The sequence below is a fragment of the Paraburkholderia sp. J69-1 genome (assembly GCF_905220255.1).
Lineage (GTDB): Bacteria > Pseudomonadota > Gammaproteobacteria > Burkholderiales > Burkholderiaceae > Paraburkholderia.
On the sequence record NZ_CAJMZG010000008.1, the window covers coordinates 303,227 to 328,067 of the forward strand.

Annotated in this window: 21 protein-coding genes; 10 read left to right on the top strand and 11 right to left on the bottom strand. The window is 65.1% G+C overall.

The features are described from left to right. The first annotated feature begins 321 nt into the window (after positions 1-321). Positions 322-1,812, top strand: coding sequence for a SulP family inorganic anion transporter (locus tag U5A67_RS17060; protein WP_321815270.1), 1,491 nt, complete (start codon positions 322-324; stop codon positions 1,810-1,812). Between the two features lie 8 nt (positions 1,813-1,820). Here the strand turns inward: U5A67_RS17060 and U5A67_RS17065 are convergent, their stop codons facing one another. Continuing rightward, entirely contained in the window at positions 1,821-2,420 is a 600-nt protein-coding gene (locus U5A67_RS17065; RefSeq protein ID WP_321815269.1) for a short chain dehydrogenase, read from the bottom strand. Between the two features lie 107 nt (positions 2,421-2,527). On the opposite strand from U5A67_RS17065, the gene U5A67_RS17070 reads away from it, so the two are divergent. Continuing rightward, a complete protein-coding gene (locus U5A67_RS17070) occupies positions 2,528-3,424 on the top strand; it encodes a LysR family transcriptional regulator (protein ID WP_205985889.1) in 897 nt (298 codons plus the stop codon). Between the two features lie 28 nt (positions 3,425-3,452). Here U5A67_RS17070 and U5A67_RS17075 read toward each other — a convergent pair whose 3' ends face one another. The 7 genes from U5A67_RS17075 to U5A67_RS17105 form a co-directional block, all read right to left on the bottom strand. Next, positions 3,453-5,087 carry an OprD family outer membrane porin gene (locus tag U5A67_RS17075; RefSeq protein WP_321815268.1) on the bottom strand — a complete coding sequence of 545 codons (1,635 nt, stop codon included), beginning with the start codon at positions 5,085-5,087 and terminating at the stop codon, positions 3,453-3,455. Positions 5,088-5,200: 113 nt separating this feature from the next. Further along, positions 5,201-6,253 carry an oligopeptide/dipeptide ABC transporter ATP-binding protein gene (locus tag U5A67_RS17080; RefSeq protein WP_321815267.1) on the bottom strand — a complete coding sequence of 351 codons (1,053 nt, stop codon included), beginning with the start codon at positions 6,251-6,253 and terminating at the stop codon, positions 5,201-5,203. Beyond that, on the bottom strand, positions 6,250-7,245 hold the full coding sequence (locus U5A67_RS17085; RefSeq protein ID WP_321815266.1) for an ABC transporter ATP-binding protein: 996 nt from the start codon (positions 7,243-7,245) through the stop codon (positions 6,250-6,252). The genes U5A67_RS17080 and U5A67_RS17085 overlap by 4 nt, the downstream gene beginning before the upstream one ends. Position 7,246: 1 nt before the next feature. Further along, positions 7,247-8,128 (bottom strand): ABC transporter permease, encoded by an 882-nt coding sequence (locus tag U5A67_RS17090; RefSeq protein WP_415767849.1) that lies wholly within the window; start codon positions 8,126-8,128, stop codon positions 7,247-7,249. 15 nt (positions 8,129-8,143) lie between these two features. Further along, positions 8,144-9,082 (bottom strand): ABC transporter permease subunit, encoded by a 939-nt coding sequence (locus U5A67_RS17095; RefSeq protein WP_321815265.1) that lies wholly within the window; start codon positions 9,080-9,082, stop codon positions 8,144-8,146. Position 9,083: 1 nt separating this feature from the next. Further along, a complete protein-coding gene (locus U5A67_RS17100; protein ID WP_321815264.1) occupies positions 9,084-10,733 on the bottom strand; it encodes a peptide ABC transporter substrate-binding protein in 1,650 nt (549 codons plus the stop codon). A gap of 364 nt (positions 10,734-11,097) precedes the next feature. Then, positions 11,098-11,817, bottom strand: a complete 720-nt coding sequence (locus tag U5A67_RS17105) for a TetR/AcrR family transcriptional regulator (RefSeq protein WP_321815263.1) — start codon at positions 11,815-11,817, stop codon at positions 11,098-11,100. A 151-nt stretch (positions 11,818-11,968) separates the two neighbouring features. On the opposite strand from U5A67_RS17105, the gene U5A67_RS17110 reads away from it, so the two are divergent. Beyond that, on the top strand, positions 11,969-13,294 hold the full coding sequence (locus U5A67_RS17110) for an FAD-binding oxidoreductase (RefSeq protein WP_321815262.1): 1,326 nt from the start codon (positions 11,969-11,971) through the stop codon (positions 13,292-13,294). 7 nt (positions 13,295-13,301) lie between these two features. On the opposite strand, the gene U5A67_RS17115 is transcribed toward U5A67_RS17110, so the two are convergent. Beyond that, on the bottom strand, positions 13,302-14,747 hold the full coding sequence (locus U5A67_RS17115) for an ATP-binding protein (RefSeq protein WP_321815261.1): 1,446 nt from the start codon (positions 14,745-14,747) through the stop codon (positions 13,302-13,304). An 11-nt stretch (positions 14,748-14,758) separates the two neighbouring features. After that, positions 14,759-15,529, bottom strand: a complete 771-nt coding sequence (locus U5A67_RS17120) for a response regulator transcription factor (RefSeq protein WP_321815260.1) — start codon at positions 15,527-15,529, stop codon at positions 14,759-14,761. A gap of 137 nt (positions 15,530-15,666) precedes the next feature. Here U5A67_RS17120 and U5A67_RS17125 point away from each other — a divergent pair, with 137 nt between their 5' ends. The 5 genes from U5A67_RS17125 (at position 15,667) to U5A67_RS17145 (ending at position 22,045) form a co-directional block, all read left to right on the top strand. Beyond that, complete coding sequence (locus U5A67_RS17125; protein ID WP_321815259.1) at positions 15,667-16,905, top strand: ABC transporter substrate-binding protein; 1,239 nt, start codon at positions 15,667-15,669, stop codon at positions 16,903-16,905. A gap of 92 nt (positions 16,906-16,997) precedes the next feature. Further along, positions 16,998-18,026, top strand: a complete 1,029-nt coding sequence (locus U5A67_RS17130; RefSeq protein WP_205985944.1) for a FecCD family ABC transporter permease — start codon at positions 16,998-17,000, stop codon at positions 18,024-18,026. Then, positions 18,023-18,850: an ABC transporter ATP-binding protein gene (locus U5A67_RS17135; protein WP_321815258.1), complete on the top strand. Its 828-nt coding sequence runs from the start codon at positions 18,023-18,025 to the stop codon at positions 18,848-18,850. Before U5A67_RS17130 ends, U5A67_RS17135 begins: the two co-directional genes overlap by 4 nt. A gap of 144 nt (positions 18,851-18,994) precedes the next feature. Next, positions 18,995-20,134: a porin gene (locus tag U5A67_RS17140; protein ID WP_321815257.1), complete on the top strand. Its 1,140-nt coding sequence runs from the start codon at positions 18,995-18,997 to the stop codon at positions 20,132-20,134. A 498-nt stretch (positions 20,135-20,632) separates the two neighbouring features. Next, complete coding sequence (locus U5A67_RS17145; protein ID WP_205985877.1) at positions 20,633-22,045, top strand: MFS transporter; 1,413 nt, start codon at positions 20,633-20,635, stop codon at positions 22,043-22,045. Between the two features lie 61 nt (positions 22,046-22,106). Here U5A67_RS17145 and U5A67_RS17150 read toward each other — a convergent pair whose 3' ends face one another. Continuing rightward, positions 22,107-22,895 carry a hypothetical protein gene (locus U5A67_RS17150; protein WP_321815256.1) on the bottom strand — a complete coding sequence of 263 codons (789 nt, stop codon included), beginning with the start codon at positions 22,893-22,895 and terminating at the stop codon, positions 22,107-22,109. A gap of 252 nt (positions 22,896-23,147) precedes the next feature. On the opposite strand from U5A67_RS17150, the gene U5A67_RS17155 reads away from it, so the two are divergent. Further along, entirely contained in the window at positions 23,148-24,434 is a 1,287-nt protein-coding gene (locus tag U5A67_RS17155) for a tetratricopeptide repeat protein (protein ID WP_321815255.1), read from the top strand. Next, entirely contained in the window at positions 24,403-24,828 is a 426-nt protein-coding gene (locus tag U5A67_RS17160; RefSeq protein WP_321815254.1) for a hypothetical protein, read from the top strand. The genes U5A67_RS17155 and U5A67_RS17160 overlap by 32 nt, the downstream gene beginning before the upstream one ends. Positions 24,829-24,841 lie beyond the last annotated feature (13 nt).

Genomic DNA, 24,841 nt, shown 5'->3' on the forward strand with positions numbered 1-24,841 from the left:
CGCCGCGTGGCGCGATGGAATGCATAGTAGGCGTCGATGCGGCTATGTCAAATGACCAATCCACGGCTATTCGAGGTAGCCACTTGACGCGCCCGAGCGGCGGGCCGCGCGGCGCGCCAGGCCGGAATCTGGTAGCATCCGCGCTTTCGTCCGTCCAGGCCGCGCACGCATTGCCGATGCCGTCTGCGCCGCCTGTTCTTCCGGTTCTCCTCGTCGTTTCCGGTTCGCCCGCCTGCTACCGCTCGCGTTGGCTCACGCCACCGCGCTTGCGCCTGCTTGCGATCCGCGCAATCGACCCTTATTTGCCAATCGACTCGCACCATGGAATCCGCCCGTTCCGGCTTGAGCCGCCTGTCTACGCTGCGCAGCGAATTGCTCGCCGGCATCACCTCGTCGTTTGCGCTCGTGCCCGAGTGCATCGCCTTCGCGCTCGTCGCGCATCTGAATCCGCTGATGGGTCTCTACGGCGCGTTCTTTATCTGCACGATCACGGCGCTGTTCGGCGGCCGGCCCGGGATGATTTCCGGCGCGGCCGGCTCGATGGCGGTGGTGATCGTCGCGCTGGTGGTGCAGCACGGCGCGCAATACCTGTTCGCGACGGTCGTGCTCGGCGGTCTGCTGATGATCCTGTTCGGCGCGCTGCGTCTGGGCAAACTGATCCGTATGGTGCCGCATCCGGTGATGCTGGGCTTCGTCAATGGCCTGGCGATCATCATCGCGCGCGCGCAATTCGAGCATTTCAAGGCGCCCGGTCCGAACGGCATGGAATGGATGCACGGCCAGGCGCTCGCGCTGATGGTGGGTCTCGTTGCGCTGACCATGGCGATCGTGTTCGTCATGCCGCGTTTGACGAAGGCGCTGCCGCCCGCGCTGGTGGCGATCGTCGGCGTGGGCGCGGCGGCGGCGCTGCTGCACCTGCCTGCGCGCACGCTCGGCGACATGGCGCACATCGCGGGCGGCCTGCCCGCGTTCAGCCTGCCGGCCGTGCCGATGAACCTGGAGACGCTGCGCATCGTGCTGCCGTATGCGGTGCTGATGTCGCTGGTCGGCCTGCTGGAAACGCTGCTCACGCTCAATCTCACCGACGATGTGACGAACTCGACCGGTCAGCCCAATCGCGAATGCGTGGCGCTGGGCGCGGCCAATATCGCTGCGGGCATGTTCGGCGCGATGGGCGGTTGCGCGATGATCGGCCAGACCGTCATCAACCTGGGTTCGGGCGGCCGCGGCCGTCTTTCGGGCGTGACGAGCGGCGTGATGATCCTGCTGTTTATCCTGTGCCTTTCGCCGCTGATCGAGCGGATTCCGCTTGCGGCGCTGGTGGGCGTGATGTTCGTGGTGGCGGGGCAGACCTTCGCGTGGGGTTCGCTGCGCGTGCTGCATAAGGTGCCGCGCAACGACGCGCTGGTGATTATCGCGGTCACGGTCATCACCGTCTGTACCGATCTCGCGACGGCCGTGATGTGCGGCATCGTGATCGCCTCGCTGAATTTCGCATGGCAGCACGCGCGCGAATTCCGCTGCGACATGCGCGATGAGGCGTCGGGCGAGCGCGTCTACACGCTGCGCGGCACCTTGTTCTTCGCTTCGGCGGCGCAGTTCCAGACGCTGTTCGATCCGGCGCGCGATCCGCAGCAGGTGCGCCTCGACTGCGCGCATCTGCATGTGGCCGATCACTCGGCGATTGCCGCGCTGGAAGCGGTGCAGGCGCGCTACGAGCGCGCGGGCAAACACGTTGCGTTCGCGAATCTGTCGCCGCGTTGCAGCGGCCTGCTCGCGCGCGCGGATGCCGAGGTGCGGGTTTCGGCGTAAGCCCGCGCTCAATACACCTTGAACACGCGGCCCGTCTGCACGCCTTCGACGCTGCGCTGGTAGGCCAGCGCAGCACGCTTTGCACTCACGCTCTCGAAGCCCGGAAAGAACGGCCCATACGACGGCAGCGATTCCGTCAGCACGGTCGGGCTCACCACATTGATACGGCGATCGCGGCGCAGCTCGGTCGCCGCCGCGCGCACGAAGCCTTCGAGCGCCGCGTTGACGGTGGTGGCGTTCACGCCCTGCGCAATCGGCTCCTCGCCGACGATACCGCTCGTCAGCGTGATCGAGCCGCCGTCGTTGAGATAGTGCTGGCCGATCAGCGCGAGCCGTACCTGACCCAGCAGTTTGTCCTGCAGGCCGATATTGAACTGCGCGGTGCTCATCTGCGCGAACGGCCCGAAATGCAGGTGTCCTGCCGCCGACACGATCGCATCCACCTTGCCGACTTCGCGAAACAGCGCCTCGACGCTGTCGTCGCGCGTGATATCGGCGCGAAAATCGCCGCTGTTACGGCCGACGGTCACGACCGTATGGCCCGCGCCGAGGGTTTCCACGACCGCGCGCCCGACGGCGCCGCTGGCGCCCACCACGATGATCTTCATCTGCATGTTCTCCATGAACGGATAGGGAAGGGCTTCACTATCCGCCTGACACCAGAAAGAATAAATGGACGATAATTTCGTTCACTTGAAACTACGGGTACGTAATCATGGATCGCCTGCGCAGCCTGGAAGTCTTCGTGAGCGCCGTGGAGCGTGGCAGTTTCAGCGCCGCCGCGCGCGAGCTCGACCTGAGCCCGGTGATGGTGGGCAAGTACGTGCGGCAACTGGAAACGCATCTGGGCGCGCAACTGCTCCAGCGCAACACGCGCGTGCAGAGCCTGACCGACGCGGGCCGGCGCTTTTACGAGGAAAGCCGCAAGGTGCTGGAGCAACTGGCGCTGGCGGAGGCCTCGGTGGAAAGCCTGCGCGCCGAGCCGCGCGGACGCCTGCGCATCACCGCGGCGACCACGGTGGGCGCGTGCGTGATCGCGCCGCTGGCGGCCGAATATCAGAACGCGCATCCGCAGGTACGCATCGACCTCGATCTGAGCAATAGCGTGGTCGATCTCGTCGATGAGGGCTTCGATGTGGCGGTGCGCATCGGCGATCTGGGCGCGGATCTGAATCTGGTGGCGCGGCCAATCGGGCAGTACCGCATGGCGATCTGCGCCTCGCCCGATTATCTGGCGCGCCACGGCACGCCGCGCACGCTCGACGATCTGGCCGCGCATCGCTGCATCGGCCATTCGATCTGGGACCGGCGCAATGGCTGGCGGCTCGCAGGCCTCGCCGGAGAAAACCGCTGGCCCGAAGACACCACGTTCCTCTGCAACGATGGCCTCGCGCTGCGCCAGGCGGCGCTTTACGGCGCGGGTTTGCTGCTGCAACCGGCGATTCTCGTCGCCGACGATCTGGCGGCCGGGCGCCTCGTGAGCGTGCTGCAAGAGGCGACGCCGGTTGGGCGGCCGGTGCATGCGCTGTATCGGCAGGACCGGCAGCCGCTGCCGAAAATCCGCAGCTTCGTGCGCTTTCTGGAGGAGCGGGCGAAGGCGTGGCTGGAGTAACGCCAACCCTGCCTTACGCCCGCCAGTTTCAGAACAGATTGAACGGCATGCCGATCACCAGGCGATATTCCATATTGTTCGGGTCCGAGTAGTACTTCGAACCGTGATGCCACATCGCCGAGAGCGCGATCTTCGTATCCTTGAAGCGCCCGCTCTGGATCGTGTACGAAGGAATAAAGCCGAATTCATGATGCGAGCCGTGCACGGGCTGACCGTCGCGCCAGTAGAGCCCATACAGCGCGCTGCCAGCGGGATTCGCCGCCGCGCCCGCCGAACCATCCGCGCCCCAGCCCAGCGCATACCAGAGCATCGCCTTGGCGCCTGGCAATCCTGAATATTTACCGTCGAAGCCATAGCGCACCTGGAATGACTTTTCGTGCGGCGCGTTGTAATCCACGTCCATCGAATTCACGAGATAAATGCCGTTGGTCTCGTTCACGTAATCGAAGAACTGGTCGCCCAGAATCTGGTGATAGCCGAGCAGCAGCGAATGCGCGCCGTGCTGCGCCGCCAGTGACAGGCTGTACGCGTTATTGTTGATATGGCCTTCGAGACCGCCTCCCACGCTATGCGTCGAATAGAGATTGGCGAAGCCGGTCCATTTGAGCGTCGAAGGATCGCCGATGCTGTGCTGCACCGATCCATAGAATTGCCGCCAGACGCTATCGGCCTGATTCGCGTACAGCGACACGCTGCCATTCGGGCTGTAATCCCAACTGCCGCCCGCGAAGCTGAAACGCTTGAAGGTCACGCCGCCATAAGACGTCGAGAGATCGACGAGATTGGTGTGGCCGCGCGGGTCGACTTTCGTGAAACTGCCGCCTTGCAGCACCATATTGGCGATGTCCTTGCTCACGATCGAGACGCCGAGGAACGTCGGCGGCAGCGCGCGATTGTCGTGCGGCTCGAAGAACGGATTGTTGTCCGTCATCTGCAGGCCGTATTTGACGACCGTATCCGCGACGCGCGCCTTCACGTCGTAAATGCCCGGATAGGCCCACGCGAGCTGGTTCGCGCCGCCGCCATCTTTGCCCACGTGCACCATATTGCCCGCGCCCTGGCCGCCGTCGAGCTTGAACGCGCCATAGAGCGACGCGTCGACGCCAAAGCCAATCGGCCCTTGCGTGAAGCCCGAGGTGTAATCGAGCATCGCGCCTTGCACCCACGCGTGGCGATGCGGGCCGCCCGCGACGTCCTGCACATCGGCGTAATTGCGCAGATTGAGCGCGAGATGACTATCGCCGATAAAGCCTTTGCTGGCGGCCTGGCCCGATTGCGTGCCCGGCGGATTGTCGGCGCGCACGGTCTCGTTGGCGCTTTCCTGCGGCATGCCGGAGGCGAGCGTTTCAGCGGCGTTGGGCGCGAGCAGCGGATCGACGCTCGATACGGGCGGCGGCGTTTGCACGTTGTTGACGGCGGCTGAGGCTTGCGATTGAGCTTTTTGCGCGTTTTGTGTGGTTTTGCGCTTGCTCTTGCGCGTGTGGCGAGTTGCGGGCTTCGATGCTGGAGGCGTCGTAGCGATGGGTATCGTTGCGGGTGCAACGGTCGTGGCAGCGCTGGGCTTCGTATCGTCGGCGCAAGCGGATGTCGCGCCCAGCGACGCGGCCAGTGCAAGCGTGGCGAGCGCCATGGCGCTCTTGCGGTTGATCGGGGAATGCTTCATCGTCGGTCTCGTCTCATGTTGTCGTTAGAATGGGCAATCGATTCATTCGATAAGGATTGCCAGGTGGTTTGAATGTCCGCATGACGAAAAACGCGGACGCTTCAGTCAATCGGTTAGTCGGTCAGGCCGCGCCCGTGCGGATGCCAGCAGGCGGCCAGCGTCTGCTCCTCGCTCGCACGGAGCAGCGGTGGCGTGCGCGTGGCGCAGGTCTCGCTGGCGCGCGGGCAACGCGTGCGGAATGCACAACCCGATGGCGGATTGAGCGGCGAGGGAATCTCGCCGCTCAACGTCAACGCCGCGCTGCGCCGCGTGCGCGCCAGAGCAGGATCGGGCACCGGCACCGCGTCGAGCAGCGCGCGCGTATAGGGATGACGCGCACCGCCATACACGGCCTCGCAATCGCCGATCTCCATCACGCGGCCCAGATACATCACCATCACGCGATGGCTGATGGTTTTCACCACCGCAAGGTCGTGCGCGACAAACAGCAGCGAAAGCGCGCGCTCGCGCTGCAGATCGCGCAGCAGATTGACGATCTGCGCCTGGATCGACACGTCGAGCGCGGAAACCGGTTCGTCGCAGATCACCAGACCCGGATCGCCGATCAATGCCCGCGCGATGCCCACGCGCTGGCACTGTCCGCCTGAGAATTCGTGCGCGCGCCGCGCCGCGTGCTGCGCATTGAGGCCGACCCGTTCGAGCATCGTCAGCACGCGCCGCTCGATCTCCTTGCGGCCCAGTTGCGATGTATGCGTGCGCAACGGTTCGGCAACGATCTCGCCAATCGACATGCGCGGATCGAGCGACGCCAGCGGGTCCTGAAAGATCATCTGCACGTCGCGGCGCAGCGTGTCGAGCTGGCGTTGTGTGCCCGATACCGTTTCCGCGCCGCGCCAGTTCACGCTGCCGGCCGCGACGGGCGCGAGGCCAATCAGCGCACGCGCGAGCGTGGATTTACCGCAGCCCGATTCGCCGACGAGTCCCAGCGTTTCGCCGCGTCTCACGTCGAACGACACGCCGTTGACCGCGTGCAGCGTGGCCTTCTGCCAGGGCCAGCCGCCGCGTGCGACCTGAAAATTCACGCTGAGATTGCGCACGCTCAGGAGCGTTTGCGCGTGAGACGAATCGGTGTGTTCGCTCACGGCGGGGAGGGTGAAATCGCTCATAGGCCGACTCCAGGCGTGGATTGCAGCAGGATTCCGGCGTCCAGATGGCAGGCGCGCGCGCGTGCGCCATCGGCGTACAGCGGCGGCACTTCGCGCTGGCAACGCTCGAAGGCATGCGCGCAACGCGGTGCAAAGGCGCAGCCCATGCCTGCGCCGCCAGGCAAGGGCGGATTGCCGGCAATCGTGCGCAGCGGCGCGCCGATGGGCGCATCGAGGCGCGGCAACGCGCCCAGCAAACCTACGGTGTACGGATGCTGCGGCCGCGCGAAGAGCGCATCGACGCGGGCTTTTTCGACAGCGCGGCCCGCGTACATCACCATGATGTCGTCGCAGAGTTCGGCGACCACGCCCATGTCGTGCGTAATCAGAAGAATCGCGGTGCCGCGCTCGCGGTTCATCTCGCGCAGCAAGGCCATGATCTGCGCCTGCACGGTAACGTCGAGCGCGGTGGTGGGTTCGTCGGCGATCAGCACGTCGGGCTCCATCATCAGCGCCGTGGCGATCAGCACGCGCTGGCGCATGCCGCCCGAAAACTCATGCGGATACATGCCGATACGGCGCGCGGCATCGGGAATGCGCACGCGTTCGAGCGCTTCGATGGCGCGCGTGCGTGCCTCGCGGCGCGTGAGGCGGCGATGTTGCTGCAAGGCCTCGGTCATTTGCCGTTCGATCGTCAGGAACGGATTGAGCGAGGTCATCGGGTCCTGGAAGATCATGGCGATGCGGTCGCCGCGAATGCGGTTGAGCGCGGCGGGTTTCATCGCGAGCAGGTCTTCGCCGCGCAGCCGCGCCTGACCGAAGGTCTGGCCGTTCGACGCCAGCAGGCCGAGCATCGCCATCACGGTCTGGCTTTTGCCCGACCCCGATTCGCCGACGATGCCAAGCGTGCCGCCCGCTTCGAGCGCGAACGACACGTCATGCACTACGGTCACGGGCGGCCCGTCGCGGCGCGCGAAGCGTACGCCCAGGTGGTTGACTTCGAGCAGGGCCATTTCAGCGCTCCTTGGGATCGAGCGCGTCGCGCAGGCCGTCGCCCACGAAGTTCACGCAGTAGAGCGTCGCGCACAGCATGCAGGCGGGACCGATGAGCAGCCACGGCATGGCGTCGAGTTTCTGCGCGCCGTCCTGGATCAGCACGCCCCAGCTGGTCATCGGCTCCTGCACGCCAAGGCCGAGAAACGACAGCACCGATTCGGTCAGCACGATGCCAGGCACGGTGACCGTCGCATAGATCGCGACGATGCCCGCGAGATTCGGCACGATATGCCGCGCGATAATCGCGGCGGGCCGCACGCCGATGGCGCGCGCCGCATCGACGAATTCACGCGTGCGTAGCGAGAGCGTTTGCCCACGCACCACACGCGCCATATCGAGCCATGAAAACGCGCTGATCGTCAGGACAACGAGATAAAATGCGCGGCCAAACAGCGTGACCATGAGAATGGCGATCAGCATGTACGGAATCGCGTACATCATGTCGACGATACGCATGAGGATGGCGTCCGTGCGTCCGCCCAGATAGCCCGCACTCGCGCCGTATATCACGCCCACGAGCGTGGAAACCAGCGTGCCCAGCAAGCCCACTTCGAGCGAGACGCGGCCGCCCACAAGCGTGCGGACCAGCAGATCGCGGCCCAGTTCGTCGGTGCCGAACCAGTGCGCGCCTTGCAGCGTAGGCGCAAGGCTGATGGCGCTCCAGTCGTTATCGGTGGGCGAATTCGGCAGTAGAAGCGGGCCGATAAAGCAGGCCAGCGCGATCAGCACGAGCATCGCGAAGCTCGCGAGCGCCGCGCGATGGCGCACGAAACGCGCGAGCGCGGGCGGCATGCGCCGTCCCGGTGCTGCATGCGGCGGCAAGGTGGAAAAAGTAGTCATGAGCTAGCCGGGGCTTCAGTAACGGATGCGCGGATCGAGCCACGCATAGGCGAGGTCGACGAGCAGGTTGAACAGCACGGCGCAAACGGTGGTCAGCACGACCAGACCGAGCACGAGCGTGTAGTCGCGATTCACCGCGCCGTTCACGACCAGTTGCCCGATGCCGGGCAGCGCGAACACGGACTCCGTCACCACCGCTGCCGTGATCGACGAAATGCACACGGGTCCGAGCAACGAAACCACTGGCATCAACGCGGGCCGCAGCGCGTGGCGCAGCACGATCGTGTGTGCGGGCAGGCCCTTGGCGCGCACAGTGCGAATGAAGTTGCCCGCAAGCACTTCGATCAGACTGCCGCGCATCACCCGCGCGATCGCGGCCATATTGATGATGACGAGCAGCGCGACGGGCAGCACGCGATGCGTCCAGTCGCCTTCGCCCCAGCCGCCGGCAGGCAGCCAGCCTGCGCCTTCGCGGGTCTTGAGCGTCACCGCAAACACCAGCACCAGAACGGGGCCAAGCACGAAAGGCGGCACCACATTGCCGAGATTGCCGAGCAGCATCACGGCATGATCGACCAGACTGTTGCGGCGCACGGCAGCCAGCGCGCCGAGCGCCACGCCGCACAGCACCGCCAGCGGAATCGCCACGCCGCCAATCCCGAAACTCACGGGCAGCGCCTTTTTCACGAGTTCGTTGACGGACCAGTCGGCGTAGCGGAACGAACTGCCCAGATCGCCCTGCAGCAGCGCACCCAGATAGCGCAAATACTGCTGCCACAAAGGCTCGTTCAGGTGATAACGCGCGTTGAGGTTGGCGAGCGCGGCGGGCGACAGCGCTCGTTCGGTGTCGAACGGGCCGCCTGGCGTTAGGTGCAGCAGCAGGAAGCAGGCGGTCACGACGGCGAGCACGGTGGGCACGGCCCAGAGCACACGGCGCAGGGTATAGGCGAACATGTCAGTGCTTGATGATGTACATGTCCTGCGAAGCGCGCTGATCGATATTGTTCGTGGGCGTATAGCCGCCCACGTACGATTTCACGAGTCGCGCACCCGAGTATTGATAAAGCGGCAACAGCGGCGTGTCGCGCATCGCCAGTGCGAACGCTTGCGTGAGCGTGGCGTTGCGCTGTGCGTCATCGGCTTGACGGTTGGCTTCGGCAACCTGATCGTCCACTTTCGGGTTGCAGGAACGCTGGTCGTTTTGCGGGCTGCCGCATTGGATCAGCGCGAAGAACGTCATTGCATCGTTGTAATCGGCATACCAGCCGTCGCGCGCGATCTGATAGGCGCCGTCGTGACGCTGCTTGAGCAGTACCTTGAATTCGATATTCTCGATCTTCGCGTTGACGCCGAGTTTCGTGTGCCATTCGCTCAACGCGAACAATGCGGTCTTTTTATAGAGTTCGTTGGTGTTGTAGGTCAGCGTGAAAGCAAGTGGTTTGGAATCCGAATAACCCGCCGATTTCAACAGGCCGCGCGCGGTTTCCACGCGTTTGCTCATCGGCCAGGCGGCCCATTCGGGCGTGAACGGCTGCGCGCCCTTCGTGCCTTCGACAATCAGCCCGTATGCGGGCTTTTCGCCGTTCTGCGTGATTTTCGCGGTCAGCAGATCGCGATCGAGCACCATCGAAAGCGCCTGGCGAACGCGCGCATCGCGCAGTGCGGGATCGGTATTGTTGAGTGCGTAATACACCGTGCCGATTTGCAGGCTGGGCCGCAATTCCGCGCCGAATTGCTTGACGAGTTGCGGATACTGCCCCGACGGCAATTGATACGTCATGTCGATCTGGCCGGACTGGAACATGCGCATGGCGGTTTCATCGCTTTCGATCGGCATCCATGTGACCTTGGTGATCGGCACATGCGCGTTGTTCCAGTAATGCGGATTGCGCACCAGCACGATGCGGTCGTTCGGGCGCCAGTCGGCGAGCATGTAGGGACCGTTGCTCACCAGATTTCCGGGACGCGTCCACGTTGCGCCGTATTTCGCGACCGTTGCGCGATCCACAGGCGCGAGCGAGGAATTGGCCGTGAGTTCGGTGAAGAAGGGCGTGGGCGCTTCGGTTTTGACTTCGAGCGTGTACGGGTCGATCGCGCGCACGCCCAGGTTCGAAACGGGTTGCTTGCCAGCGATCACGGCCTTGGCGTTCTTGAGGAATTCAACCGTGACGGTATAGGGCGAAGCCGTTTTGGGATCGGCCACGCGCTGCCATGCGTAGACGAAATCGCCTGCTGTCACCGGATGGCCGTCGCTCCACTTCGCGTCGTGGCGCAGTGTGAAAACCCAGGTATCGGGCGCGCTGCGCGTCCATGAAGCGGCGACGCCGGGCGTCACTTTGCCTGCGGCGTCAATACGCGTGAGACCTTCAAAGATATCGAGGCCGACGAGATTTGCATTGGTCGATTCGATACGCGCAGGATCGAGCGATTCGATTTCCGCCTGAATTTGACGCGTGATTTCCTGCTTCGGCGCGAGCTGTGTGCCTGCCGGAATGGCGACGGCTTGCGCGGGCACTGCCTGGATCGCAATCAACGCAGCGAGGCCGGTTGCCTCGATCAAGCGTGTGGATCGCCATTTTCCGAAATGAGTCGCGAAGGTTTTCATGTGGTCTCCTGATTAAATAATTTTCCGATCGCTGCTTTAAGCGACCGCTGGAATTAGCCCGCTCTGGCGAACGGGGGCGATTATTGGAATCGCTTCCAGAGCTTGTCAATCAGGGGAGTGGAGCCGATGAAATCGGACTTGTCTGATGGCGACGCGTGCTGCGGATAAGGCGTAAAAATCGTGCCCGCGCCTAAGCCGTTGATATTGAATTCTTTATTTTCGAGAGCGCGAGCGCGATGGCAGACGGCGCGCGAAAAGCGCTATCACAGCGCGTGGCGTAAGGTTTCGCGCTGTGAATAAGGTTTGCGTTTCATCAAACGCGGAACCCGTCGGTCTCTATGCGGAATTCGCGAATAGCCGCCGCTCAAGCGGGCGTCGTCGTCTTGCGGCTGGCACGTTTGCGCGCTGGCGCCGGGCGTGATTCCGCAGCAACTGGCAGACACGCGCGCACAATGGTTTCCACCAGCGCCTGCAATTCTTCGTGCCGCTCGGTGATCGACACGTCGAACAGTTCGAACACGCCCGCACCGCGCAAGGTCGCGAACACCGAAGTCGCGAAACCCTTGGGATAGGGATGATGCTCGCGCAATTCGGGAAAGGCCTCGACGAACATCGTGAAGTAGCGCGCGTCTTCCACGGTGCGCTTGGTTTCGATGCGATCGAAGATCGACGGTGTGCCTTTGCAGCCGAAAAACAGGCTCCACGCGGTCACATAGCTTGTCGCGCCGTAGATGTGCGCCCAGGACTGCTCGACGAAAAATTGCGCGCGCTCGCGCAGCGGCAGGGCGGGATCGGGCCAGACATTGCCCGCGCCATCGCGGCCGCCCAGCGGCGCAAGGGCTTCGTCGACGAGCCGTTCCATCAGCGCGTCGCGGCTTTCGAAATGATGCTGGAGCGCGCCCATCGACACCTGCGCGCCGCGCGCGATGGCCTGCAGTGTGGCGCTCTTGAAGCCTTCTTCGCGCAACAGCCGCTGGGCCGATTCGATGATCTTGCGTTGCGTGGCTTCGATGCGTTCGGCCTGCGGCACGCGTGTGCCGGCGCGGCGCGAGGGCGAGGTTTTGGGCTTGGCGTGGGCGGTCATAGGGCAACCATCATAAAGCCTTCCGGCAGCGGGCAAGCCCGCCGGGCGCTAACTTTAACAATAATAAATTATTGTTGTTGTATAGTCTGGGCTGCGATGGCGCGTCCGCATGAGCGATCTCGCGTCAATCTTCATACTTTCCGGATTCGCCATGCCCCGCCTGATCACGCGCCTGCCCGCCGACGACCGCACCAACGGCTGGAGCGCCTTGTTGCCCCAACGCACGCCGCGCCCGCCGCTGGAAGGCGAGCATACGTTCGACTGGGTTATCGTCGGCTCGGGTTATGCGGGCATCGCGGCCGCGCGTCGGCTGGCCGAACTGCGTCCCGACGATTCGATCGCGCTGCTCGACAGCGGCGCGGTGGGCGAAAACGCCTCGGGGCGCAATTCCGGCTTCGCGATCGACTTGCCGCACGTGCCCGGCGATTCGGCTGCGTCGATGGAGCAGGGCCGCCGCGCCACCCGCGTGAACCGTTTCGTGATGGCCGATCTGGAGCAGCAGATCGCGGCGCACGGCATCGATTGCGGCTGGGAGCGGCGCGGGCGCTATCACGCGGCCGTGACCGAAGGCGTGGCGGCGAGCGCGCTCGACACCTACGCGGCCAACCTCGATGCCTGGGGCGAACCGTACGAAATGCTCGCACGCGATGCGCTTGGCGCGCGTCTGGGCACGCGCTATTACCACTCGGCCGTCTACACGCCGGGCACCTGCCTGATGAATCCCGCCGCCCTCGTGCGCGGTCTGGCCGACAGCCTGCCGTCGCAAGTCGCGCGCTTCGAGCATTCGGCCGTCATCGAAATCGAAACGAATGGCGCGGCGCCGTATGTGCGCACCGAACGCGGGCGCATCCGCTACGGCAAGCTGATTCTGGCGGTCAATCCGTTTGCGCAGTCGTTCGGCGTGTTCCGAAGCCGTCAGATTCCGATGCTGCTGTTCGCGAGCCTCACGCAGCCGCTCACGCCCGCGCAGCAGGCGAAGCTTGGCGCGGACCCAAGCTGGGGCATCACGCCCGCGCACGGCGTGGCGGGATCGACGCTGCGTCTCACGCCGGACAAGCGTCTGCTGATCCGCCAGGGCTTCGAGTATTCGCCTTCCCTGCGCACCAACGACGAACGCCGCAGCGCCGCGCGCGCCCAGCATGCGCAACTGCTCGCGGGCCGCTTCGGCCATCTGGGCGAGCTGACGATCGAGCATTTCTGGATGGGCTGGCTCGGCATCTCGCACAACCATGCGCCGGCATTCGGCGAGGTCGGCAGGAACGTTTATGCGGCGGCCTGCTGCAACGGTTCGGGCATCGTGCGGCACACCGCTGCGGGGCGCCTGATCGCGGAACATGCGCTGGGCGTGCAGAGCGAACTCGCCGAAGACTTCCTGATTGAAGGCACGGCGAGCTATATCCCGCCGCGTCCGCTGCGCGATATCGGCGTGCGCTGGAGTTTGATGCGCGAACGCGCATCGGGCCGGCAAGAGGTGTAAGCGGGGTTTAATCGTCGCGCGGCAGCACGAGTTCGGCGTCGAGGCCCGCGATGCGGCCGTTTTCCACACGATTCACCAGCGTGAGCGTGCCGCCATGCGCGGCGGCCACGCTGCGCGCGATTGTCAGGCCCAGACCCGTGCCGCTGCCTGTTTGCGCGCCGCTTGCAGAAGCGATGCGGAAATAAGGCTCGAATACGCGTTCGAGCAGCGCGGCATCGGCGATACCGGGGCCGTTGTCGCTCACGCTCACGCGCACCTGGCTGCCGTCGTCGCGCACGGTGATGTGCGCCGCGCCGCCATAGTGGATCGCGTTATCGACGAGGTTCTGCAAACAGCGCTTGAGATTGCGCGCAAAGCCTTTCACCGGTGCACGCGTGTTGCCCGTGACGCTGGCTTCGTGGCCCGCTTCGCGCGCGTCTTCAACGAGGCCTTCGAGCATCGAATCGAGATCGATCTTCTGGCGCGCCTCGGTAATGTCCACGCCCTGCACGACGTCGAGCGTCGCGCGCACCATCGCTTCCATATCGTCGAGATCGCCGCGCAGACGCTCGCGCCAGCTGGCGTCGGGCAGCATTTCCGCGCGTAGACGCAGCCGCGTCAGCGGCGAGCGCAAGTCGTGCGAGACGGCCGCGAGAAAGCGCGAACGCTCGGTGAAATTGTCGATCAGTTGCTGCTGCATCGCGTTGAAGGACTGCGCCGCGCTGCGCACTTCCTGCGGGCCGGTTTCGGGTAGCGGCGCGCGATGGATGTTGCGGCCCAGCGCTTCGGCGGCGCGCGTGAGTTGACGCAAGGGCGCGAGCGCGAAGCGCACCGCGACAAACGCAATCGCACAGACGGCCGCAAAACGCAGCAGATAGATCCGCAGCAGATAGTCGAAAACGAGTTCGCCGCGCTCGGAATGCATGCCCGCCTGGCCTTCGACCGAACGCACGTCGAGCCAGCCTTGCCCGGGAACGTTCAGGAGTACGTGGAAGTTGCCGGTGGGCATGCGCGAGTCGAACAGACTCAGGATGCCGCGATGGCGGCCGCTGTCGTCGCGTAGTTGCGCATCAAGCAGGCGCACATCGACGGGCTCGGCAAGCCGTTTTTCGATCACGCCCGAAATCAGCCCGCTTGTCGCGCGCAAGGTGAGCGAGTGCGGCGTGTCGGGCGAGGCCGGCGGCGGGCTGACCATCCAGCGCAGCGTGTAACGCGCGTCGCTCAGTTCGTCGAGGATGGTGTCGCGCGTGGCGGCGTCGGGGGCGTGCTGGAGCAGGCGCACGGTATCGGCGAGACGGCTCGCGAACAGGCGCGCGGGAATTTCCAGCGTGCGGTTGTCGTGCGTGTCGAACCAGATCGTGCTGGTGAGCAACTGGCCCGCGAACAGGCCCGCCGCGAGGATCAGTACGAGACGGCCGAACAGCGTGTCGGGCCAGAAGAGGCGACGCACGGGCGCGATCAAGCGGGTAAGCACGCGCGGCATCGTCACGCTTCGTGGTCGACGTCGGCGACGAGCATATAGCCTTCGTTGCGCACGGTGCGGATCAGCGCGGCATTGCGCGCCGAATCCTTGAGGTGATGGCGCAACCGGCTCACGCAGACGTCGATGGAGCGGTCGAGCGGCGTGTGGCCTTTATCGAAGACCTGATCGAGCAGATATTCGCGCGACAGCGGCCGGTTCGGGTGATCGAGCAGGGTGCGCAGCGTGCGGTAGTCCGAGCCGCCGAGCGAGACCACCACGCCTTCGGGCGACAACATCTGCTTCATGCGCGTGTCCAGACGCCAGCCCGCGAAGCTGACGAAGGCGCTGGCATCCGCATGACGGCCGCGCGGGCCGGTGGCGGGGCCAGTGGCGGTGGCGTTCGCCGCTTCCGGCACGGCGCGCGTGCGCCGCAGCACCACCTTGATCTTGGCGACCAGTTCGCGCGGATCGAAGGGCTTGGGCAGATAGTCGTCGGCGCCCATTTCGAGGCCGAGGATGCGGTCGAGCAGGCCGCCGCGTGCGGAAAGCATGATGATCGGCACGGCGTTTTCGCGGCGCAGTTCGCGCGTGAGATCAAGGCCGTCTTCGCCGTCGAGCATCAGGTCGAGCACGATCAGGTCGATGGGCGACTGACGCAGTTCCGCCTGGCGCAGCGCCTGTTTCATCTGCGCGCCGTTGCTGGCGGCGCTCGCCTCGTAGCCCATGTCGCGCAGATAGTCGCGCAAAAGCTGGCGGATATTGGGGTCGTCGTCGACGACGAGGATGTGGTCCATCGTAGGTTGTTCTCTGCTGCTCTGGCCCTGCCAACACATTCCATTACAAAAGGGCCGCTTCTCAACACATTGCCATTACATCGCGCCGCTAAAGTGTCGGCTGCAAATAGCAATCGTTCTCATTTATGAATTCTATCATGTCGATGGGTCGTTTTTCTTCGCACCTGACGCGTGCCGCCGCTGTGGCTGGCGCGTTCGCTTTCGCCGCCGCTGCTTCGGTTTCCGCCCACGCTGAAACTCCGGGCGCGCCGCATGTTGCCACGCCGGCCGCTGCCGCAACAAGTGCGCCGGCCGCGCCGCTGACGGTCACCGACCTCGCGGGCCGCACCGTCAAGATTCCCGCCAACCCGCACCGTATCCTGCTGGGCGAAAGCCGTCTGCTGTCCGCCGTGGCGCTGCTCGAAGGGCAAAAGCCGCTCGCGCGCATCGTCGGCTGGCAAGGCGATCTGCCGACGATGGACCCGCAGACCTACGACGCCTACGCGCGCAAATTCCCCGAAATCCGCACGATTCCGCTGATCGGCAAGGCCACCGAAGACAGCATCAGCGACGAAAAAGCGCTGGCGCTCAAGCCCGATGTGGCGATCTTCAGCGTGGCCGGTCACGGCCCGAGCCGCTACAACGCGCTCGTGAAGCAACTGGAAGCGACCGGCACGACGGTGGTGTTCATCGACTTCCGCGTGCATCCGATGCAGAACACGCTGCCGAGCATCAAGCTGCTGGGCGAAGTGCTGCATCGCGAGCCGCAGGCGAACGCGTACATCCAGTTCTATCAGCAGCATCTGGCGGCGGTCGAAAACGTCGTCAAGACGATTCCTGAAAACCAGCGTCCGAAGGTGTTCGTCGACATGCTGGCGGGTGTGTGGGACGCAGGCTGCTGCCACACGGCGGGCAAGGGCAACTTCGGCGAATTCGTCGATGCGGCGGGCGGGCGCAATATCGCCGCCGGTCTGCTGCCGGGCGTGCTCGGCGACATCAGCATGGAGCAGCTGATCGCTTCGCAGCCGGATGTGTATATCGCCACCGGCAGCCGCACCAAGCCGGGTCTCGCCTCGCTGCGCGTGGGCGCGCTGACGAGCGAACACGATGCGCAGGCGAGCCTCGCGCAACTGGTCGAGCGTCCGGGCTTCGACACCATCAAGGCGATTCACGATGGCCGCGTGCATGGCATCTCGCACAACTACTACGACTCGCCGTACAACATCGTGGCGATCGAGGCGTTCGCGAAGTGGTTCTATCCGCAACAGTTCAAGTCGTTGAACGTGCAGGCGACCCAGGACGAGCTGGATCGACGCTTCCTCGCCGTGCCGGATAGCGGCACCGAATGGGTCGACTCGCCGCTGCCGCAGCCGGCGCAGAAAGAGGCCGCGCGATGAACGATGTGCGCATGCCGGCCGGGTCCGGCTGGCGTGCAGGCGAGGCGCAGGCATCGCTGGCCGGCGCCGGCGATGAGCAGGCGCAGGCGCAGATGCGCGCCTACGCGCGTCTCACGCGCCGCCGCGCGCTGCTGCTCGTAGCGGTGGCCTTGCTGATCGCGCTCTCGCTGCTGTTCGACGCGAGTTCGGGCCCGTCGGGCCTGCCGCTCGCGACGCTGCTGCACACGCTGTTCGACCGCGCGCACGCCGATCCCGCCAATGTGGTGATCGTCTGGCAGATCCGCCTGCCGTATGCGGTGATGGCGCTGGCGGTGGGCGCGTCGCTCGGCCTGTCGGGCGCGGAGATGCAGACCATCCTCAACAATCCGCTGGCGAGCCCGTACACGCTGGGCGTGTCGGCGGCGGCGGCGTTCGGGGCGTCGCTCGCGATCGTGCTCGATCTGGCGATTCCGGGCGTGGCGCAGACGTGGGTGGTCTCGGCCAATGCGTTCGTGTTCGCGTTTGCATCGGCCTTGACGCTCGATCTGGTCGCGCGCTGGCGCGGCATGAGCACGGCCGGCGTGGTGCTGATGGGCATCGCGCTGGTGTTCTCGTTTCACGCGCTGGTCGAGCTGATGCAGTTCATCGCCTCCGCCGACGCGCTGCAGGGCCTCGTGTTCTGGACGCTCGGTTCGCTCGCGCGCGCCGACTGGACCAAGATCGGCGTGCTCGTGGCGGCGCTGGCGATTGCCTTGCCGCTGTCGATGCGCAACGCGTGGGCGCTCACGGCGCTGCGTCTGGGCGAAGACCGCGCGGCGAGCTTCGGCATCGATATCAAGCGCCTGCGTCTGACCACGCTGCTGCGCGTGGCGGTGCTCTCGGCGCTGGCGGTGTCGTTTGTCGGCACCATCGGTTTTGTCGGGCTGATCGCGCCGCATCTCGCGCGTGCGCTGTTCGGCGAGGATCACCGCTTCTATCTGCCGGGCAGCCTGTTGCTGGGCGCGCTGATGCTGTCGCTGGCGTCGATCGCTTCGAAGCTGATCGTGCCGGGCGTGCTGATTCCGGTGGGCATCGTCACGGCGCTGGTGGGGATTCCGCTGTTTCTGGCGATCGTGGTGCGTTCGCAGGGGGCATCGCAATGAGTTTGCCCAAACCCGGTCTGGCGATTCACGATCTGGGCGTGCGCTATGGCCGCCGCGAAGTGCTGCGCGGGTTGAGCGCAGGACCGTTGCCGCGCGGCGAAATCACCGCGCTGCTCGGGCCGAACGGCAGCGGCAAGTCCACGCTGCTGCGCACGCTCGCGGGCCTCGCGAAGCCCTGCGCGGGTTCGCTCACGCTCGACGGCGCGCCGCTGGCGCTGGGCGTGGCGAGCGCGCGTTCGCATAGCGTCGTGTATCTGCCGCAAGCCTTGCCTGCGGGCGTGCGTTTGCAGGTGCTCGAATCGGTGCTGGTGGCGGCGCGCGCCGGGCGCGATCCGGCGCTGCGGGGGCAGGCGAGCGGAAATCAGCTTGCCGCGGCCCACGCCGCGCTCGAACGTCTCGACATCGGCGCGCTGGCGAATCGCTCGCTCGACGAACTCTCGGGCGGCCAGCGTCAGCTCGTGGGCATCGCCCAGGCGCTGGTGCGCGAGCCGCAGGTGCTGCTGCTCGACGAACCGCTTTCCGCGCTCGACCTCAATCACCAGTATCACGTGATGGCCGTGCTGCGCGAGATCACGCGCGAGCGCGGCATCGCCACCGTGGTCGTGCTGCACGACATCAACGCAGCCATGCGCGCGTGCGATCGCGCCATGCTGCTGCACGACGGGCGCATTGCGCACTTCGGCATCCCCGCCGAAGTCGTGACGCCCGCCAGCCTCGCCGAGGTATTCGGAGTCCGTGCGCGCATCGAGCCATGCTCGCGCGGCTTCCATCAGGTTCTGATCGACGGTCTCGCCGATCGGAAGGGCCCAGCCAGCCGCCAGTAGCGCGTCCCAGCCACGCCCGTCATTCCGTCACGCACCGGTTCGCGCCGGGAACACGACGCCGCGCCTCGCGCGCAGCGCCGTGCGCCCGCGCGCGCCCGCGTGACGCCAAAACAACTCGAAATCAGACGAAACAAGCAGGGAACCATGAAGAAGACTTTCCTGGTCGCCGCATGCGCGGCCGCATGGGCGTGCGGCGCGCATGCGCAGAACAGCGTGACGCTGTACGGCATCATCGACGCCGGCCTTTCCTTCAACAGCAATTCCGGCGGCGCAAAAGCGTGGCAGGCCGGCAGCGGCAACGTAACGGGTAGCCACTGGGGCTTGATCGGCCGCGAAGATCTGGGCGGTGGCACCGCGGCGATCTTCCAGCTCGAAAACGGCTTTTCGGTGATGAACGGCACCTTGCGCCAGGGCGGACGCCTGTTCGGCTTCCAGTCGTGGGTCGGTCTGACCAACCAGCAGTACGGCACGCTGACGTTCGGCCGCCAGTACGACTCGGTGGTCGACTATCTCGCGCCGCTGAGCTTCACGGGACGCCACCCGGGCGGCAATAACCTGAGCGCGCACCCGTACGACAACGACAACCTCAACAACTCGTTCCGCGTGAACAATGCGGTCAAGTTCGCGAGCACGAACTACGCGGGGCTCAAGTTCGGCGCGCTCTACGGCTTCTCGAACGAAGCCGGCGGCTTCGACGACAACCGCGTGTACAGCATGGGCGCATCGTACGAAACCGGGCCGCTGATTTTCGGCGCCGGTTATCTGCAGGCGAATAACGGCGGCAGCAGCAACACCAGCGGCGCGATCACGCTCACCGAGCGCACCTTCATCGCTTCACAGCAGCGCGTCTACGGCGCGGGCGTGAACTGGCTGGCGGGCAAGGCGCGCTTCGGCCTCGTGTGGACGCGCACGCAACTGGGCGGTCTCGACACGATCAACGGCGCGAACAGCCTCGGCCTCACGCAGAACGGCCAGGGCGCGAGCTTCTCGAACTACGAGGCGAACGTGGCGTATCACTTCACGCCGTCGTTCAGCGTGACGGGCGAATACACCTACACGCAGGGCGCGCTGTCGACGTCGACCGGCGAGCATCATCCGCAATGGCATGAAGTGTCGGTGCAGGCCGATTACTTCCTCTCGAAGCGCACCGACGTCTACACGCAGGTGAGCTGGCAGCATATTTCCGCCGATGGCTCGGGCCTGACCGCGGACGTGAGCGGCCAGTCGGTGGCCTCGGGCGATCAGCAGACCGTCGTGGGCGTGGGCCTGCGGCACCGTTTCTAAGTGCGCCCGCGTCTGGTGCGCCGCCTCGCTGCGGTGCACCAGACGCTGACACGAAGGCACACGAATGGTGGGGCGCATGCGCGAGCATGCGCCCCGTCTTTTTGTCTCGATGAAAACGGGGCCGACTGCGCGAGCCCTGTATTTCAAGGCCTTGCAGGCAATCTGCGCCCACGCCGATTACGAATGGCATACCTATTGCTTATAGAGCAGCGAGGTCAATGACGGCCTCGACGAATTAACGTCGTCACGCTTTCGGGCGGGGCGATCGAACCTGGCGAAGCGGGGCAACGGCGTCCCGAAGCGTGTTTCCCACATGGAGCGGATGGCTTCATGCGGAAGCGCTTCGGGACGCTTTTTCGTTTGTGGGCTGCATCGATGCAAAAGGGCGGCCGCGCCGGTTCGGATCAAGGTTTGCCGAATAAATCGGAGTGCGAAGTTAAACGGAAGGGAAGCGCGAGCGGTATCCGCGTATTCGATCCATTACCTGGGGAGTGCCTCGTGAAAGACCTTTTGAGTTCGCTGAAGAGCGGCAACTGGCGCGCGCTGCTGGCGTGTTTCCTGTATTTCGACACTGGCTTCACGGTCTGGGTGATGTTCGGCCCGCTCGCGCCGTTCATCCAGAAGGACATCCACATGTCGCCGGCCGAACTCGGCCTGCTCGTCGCCGTGCCGGTGCTGGGCGCGGCGATTCTGCGCGTGACGCTCGGCAATCTCTATCAGGCCTGCGACGGCCGCAAGGTCGCGCTGATGGGCATCGCGCTTTCGGCGATTCCGGCGGTCGTGCTGCTGCTGATGCCGGGCGCACCGTCCTACACGCTGCTGCTCGTGCTGGGCGTGTTGCTGGGCGTGGGCGGCGCAAGCTTCGCGGTGGCGCTGCCGATGGCGGGCAGCAACTATCCGCCGAAGGTGCAAGGTCTGGTGCTGGGCCTGGCGGCGGCCGGCAATATCGGTGCAGTGCTCGACGGCTTCCTGTTTCCGGGGCTCGCCAATAGTTACGGCTGGGCGCGTGCCACCGCTGCAGCCTTGCCGCTGCTCGGCATCGCGGCGGTGGCCGTGAGTTTCTGGGCACGCGATCTCGGCCAGAAGTCGGGCAGCGCGCCGAAGGCCTTGCGCGCATTCTTCATCACGCTGGCCGGGCTGATCGCGCTGGTGCTGGCCGTGCATGCGGGCGTGTTCGGCGCGGGCAAGACCGGCGTGCTGCTGCTGCCGGTGATGGGCGCGCTGCTGGCGATCGCGGTGCTGCCGCGTCATTATCGCGGCGTGCTGGCGGAAGGCGATACGTGGGTCGTCATGCTGGTGTACAGCATTACGTTCGGCGGTTTTGTCGGCATGTCGTCGTATGTGACGACGCTGCTGGTGTCGCTTTATCAGGTGCCCAAGCTCGAAGCGGGCGTGATCATGTCGCTGCTGGCGCTCACGGGGGCGATGGTGCGTCCGATTGGCGGTCTGGTCGCCGATCGTATTTCGGGTGTGCGTGCGCTGGTGCTGCTGCTGGCCGCGATCTCGCTGTGCGACTTCGCGTTCGCGGCGTGGATGCCGCCGTTCGCCGCCGGTATCGCGCTGCTCGCGCTGACGTATGTGTGCTTCGGTCTGGGTAACGGCGCGACGTTCCAGCTGGTGCCGCGCCGCTGGCAAGGGCGCACGGGCCTGATGTCGGGCATCGTGGGTGCGGCGGGCGGCATCGGCGGTTTCTATCTGCCGGTGATCATGGGGATTGCGAAGGAAAGCACGGGCAGCTATCAGATGGGTTTTGCGACCTTTGGCGTGCTGGCGGCCGTGGCGTTCGGCCTCGTGGTGGTGCATCGCACGCGCTGGCTGGAATGGGCGCTGCCGCAGGAAGCGCTGATGCCGCAGCCGGTGTTGCAGCCAGCGGTTCAGCCGATCTCGCAGGCAGTGGAAGCGGGGCGCTGAATCGATTCGGATGACTCTCGTGTGCGCGCGTACTGCAGCGCGCACGAGGTTTGCCGACGATTTATTCCAACGCCTGAACGGCCGCAAGATTGCCGATGAAATCGTATTGACCGCTGTGCACCACGCCCGGCCACGCGCAGCCATACACCGCGCCGCCATGCTTGCGCACGAGATTGCAGAAGTAAAAATCCTCGCCGAGCATGCGGCCATCGATCACGCGCTGCGAAAAGAATTCGTAGATGGGAAAGTCCGCTGCGCCATCGGGCATGGCGCGCGGCACGCCGGCATCCACGAGACGTTGCAGGCAGTCGCGCGCGATCAACATGATGCCGGTGCCGGTGCCGGTGCCGGTTTCGGCGACCGGCATGGGCGCTTGCAGCGCCGCCGCCGGTGTATCGGCTTCGTGCAAAAAGGTCTGCATGCCGCCATATTGGCCGGCCACCTGCGGTAACGTCGACGGATCGATATCGGGATGCGCGAGTACGGCGCGCTTGACCTGCGCCCAGTCGATTTCCTTGCGCGGATACATGGCCGCGACCACGTCGTAAGCGTGCCAGTCGAGCATGCGCATGATGTCGGGGACGTCGAAACCCATATCGTCGTCGACGAACAGCATGTGGCTCAGCGAAGTCTTGTGCAGAAAGAAACTCGCGAGCAGATTGCGCGCGCGATCGACGAGACTCTGGTTCGGTAACGTCAGCAATTCGACCGGCACGCCGCGCGCGATGCAGGCGCTCTGCAGCCCCCAGACGCAGCGCACATAAGCGGTGGAGAAAAGCCCGCGATGCGATGGCGTGGCGACGGCGACTGAGAATGGGGCTGGGACTGAGGCTGAAATTCGGCTAGACATGCTCGTCTCCAGAAAAGCGGCGATTATGAAATCGTTGCAACAGACACATTGGCCGGACGGCTTGATTCCTTGATGTGCGACAGATTTCGCCCATCCAGGTGCGATCGCGCCCCATTCCGACTTCGTGATTTTTCAAGATCGACTATGCTTGTTGCGGTCTGGCCGCGCCAGCCCATTCCTTTGTAAACCGAATGAATTTCGGCCGCCTCAACGGTGCGCCAGTCAAGTTTCCTCACTTGGGCAATGTTCTCTATGCAGTGGTTCGAGCGCGCGTTGGATGACCACCGGGCGGGGCGGCTCGACGAGGCCGCGCTCGGATATCGGCGTGTGCTCGAGCATGAGCCGCACCATGCCGATGCCCTGTATCTGCTCGGACTGATCGAATTCAAACGAGGCAAGGCTGACAGTGCCGCGCAATGGATTCGACAGGCGATCGACATTAATCCCTCGCCGATGTTTCTGGGCAGCCTCGGCAACGTTCTCACGGCGATGGACGATGCCGCCGGAGCCGAAGCAGCCTATCGCCGGGTCATCGAACTGAACCCGGATGATGTCGATGCAAACCTCAAGCTCGGCGCGCTGCTCACGAATGCGCGCCGCTGGGACGAGGGTGAAGCGCTTCTGCGGCATGCGCTTGCGCTCGACCCGGCGCGCGCCGGGTCGTATCGGCATCTCGGCAGATCGCTGGTTTTGCAGCGCCGTTTCGCCGAGGCAGAACCGCTGCTTCGCAGAGCTATCGAATTGAGACCTGACGACGCCCGCCCGCACGCGGGTCTGGCCGCCGCACTCATCAACCAGGGCCGTGACGACGAGGCGCAGTGCGCCTGCACGACGGCGCTCGCAATCGATCCGCAGTGCGTGGATGCGCTTGTCAATCAGGGGCTCATACAGTTGAACGCCTCGCGCTTGTCCGAAGCGGAGCATGCGCTGCGCGCGGCGCTCGAAGTGGACCCGGGCCACGCGATTGCACAATTCAATCTGAGCGCCGTTCTGCTCAAAGAGGGGCGCTATGAGGAAGGCTGGCGTCTCTACGAGGCGCGTCTGGAGCCTGACGTGCGCGCGGATGCGCCCCTCGACGGCAACCGGAGCGAATGGCACGGCGAGCCGTTGCAAGGAAAGTCGATCGCCGTGCTTTGCGAACAGGGATTCGGCGATATGTTGCAGTTCTGCCGCTATCTCCCCATGTTGTGGCGGCTTGGGCCCGCCAGACTGACGATCGTGTGCCCGGCGTCCTTGACGCGGCTGCTGGAAACGATGGACGGCGCGCCATCATGGGTGCTCACTAGCGATCGGCACGATGCGGTCGACCACGACTTCTGGTGCGCGCTGATGAGCCTGCCGTTGCGATTCGGCACGACGCTGCAGTCGATTCCTGCTGCAAGCCCTTATCTGAAGGCACCGGAAGCCGCGCTGAGGCGATGGCGAGCGCGGTTGCCGTCCGGCGGTTTCAAGGTGGGCCTGGTCTGGGGCAGGCGATTCCCGCATCAGACAGGCGGATGCCCTTATCGTGGATCGACGCCGATCGCTGCATGTCCATGACTTCGCGCCCTTGCTGAAAGTTGCGGGCGCAACGTTTGTCAGTCTGCAACTGGGCCGCCTGTCGCGGCCGCAAATCGAGGCGATCGATCCGCAATGGCGTCCGCTGGACCCAATGGGCGAGGTGGCCGATTTCGCGGATACGGCCGCCATCGTCCAGTGTCTCGATCTGGTGATCGCGGTGGATACGTCGACGGCCCATCTGGCCGGTGCGCTGAACTGCCCGGTCTGGATACTGTCGCGATTCGACGGCTGCTGGCGCTGGCTCGAACATCGCGACGACTCGCCGTGGTATCCGTCGGCGCGTCTTTTCCGGCAGCGCAGCGCGGGCGACTGGACGGAAGTCGTCGAGCGGGTGACGCAGGCGCTGCACGAGCGTCTGGCCAGCAGCGCGTAGATTCACGCACGCG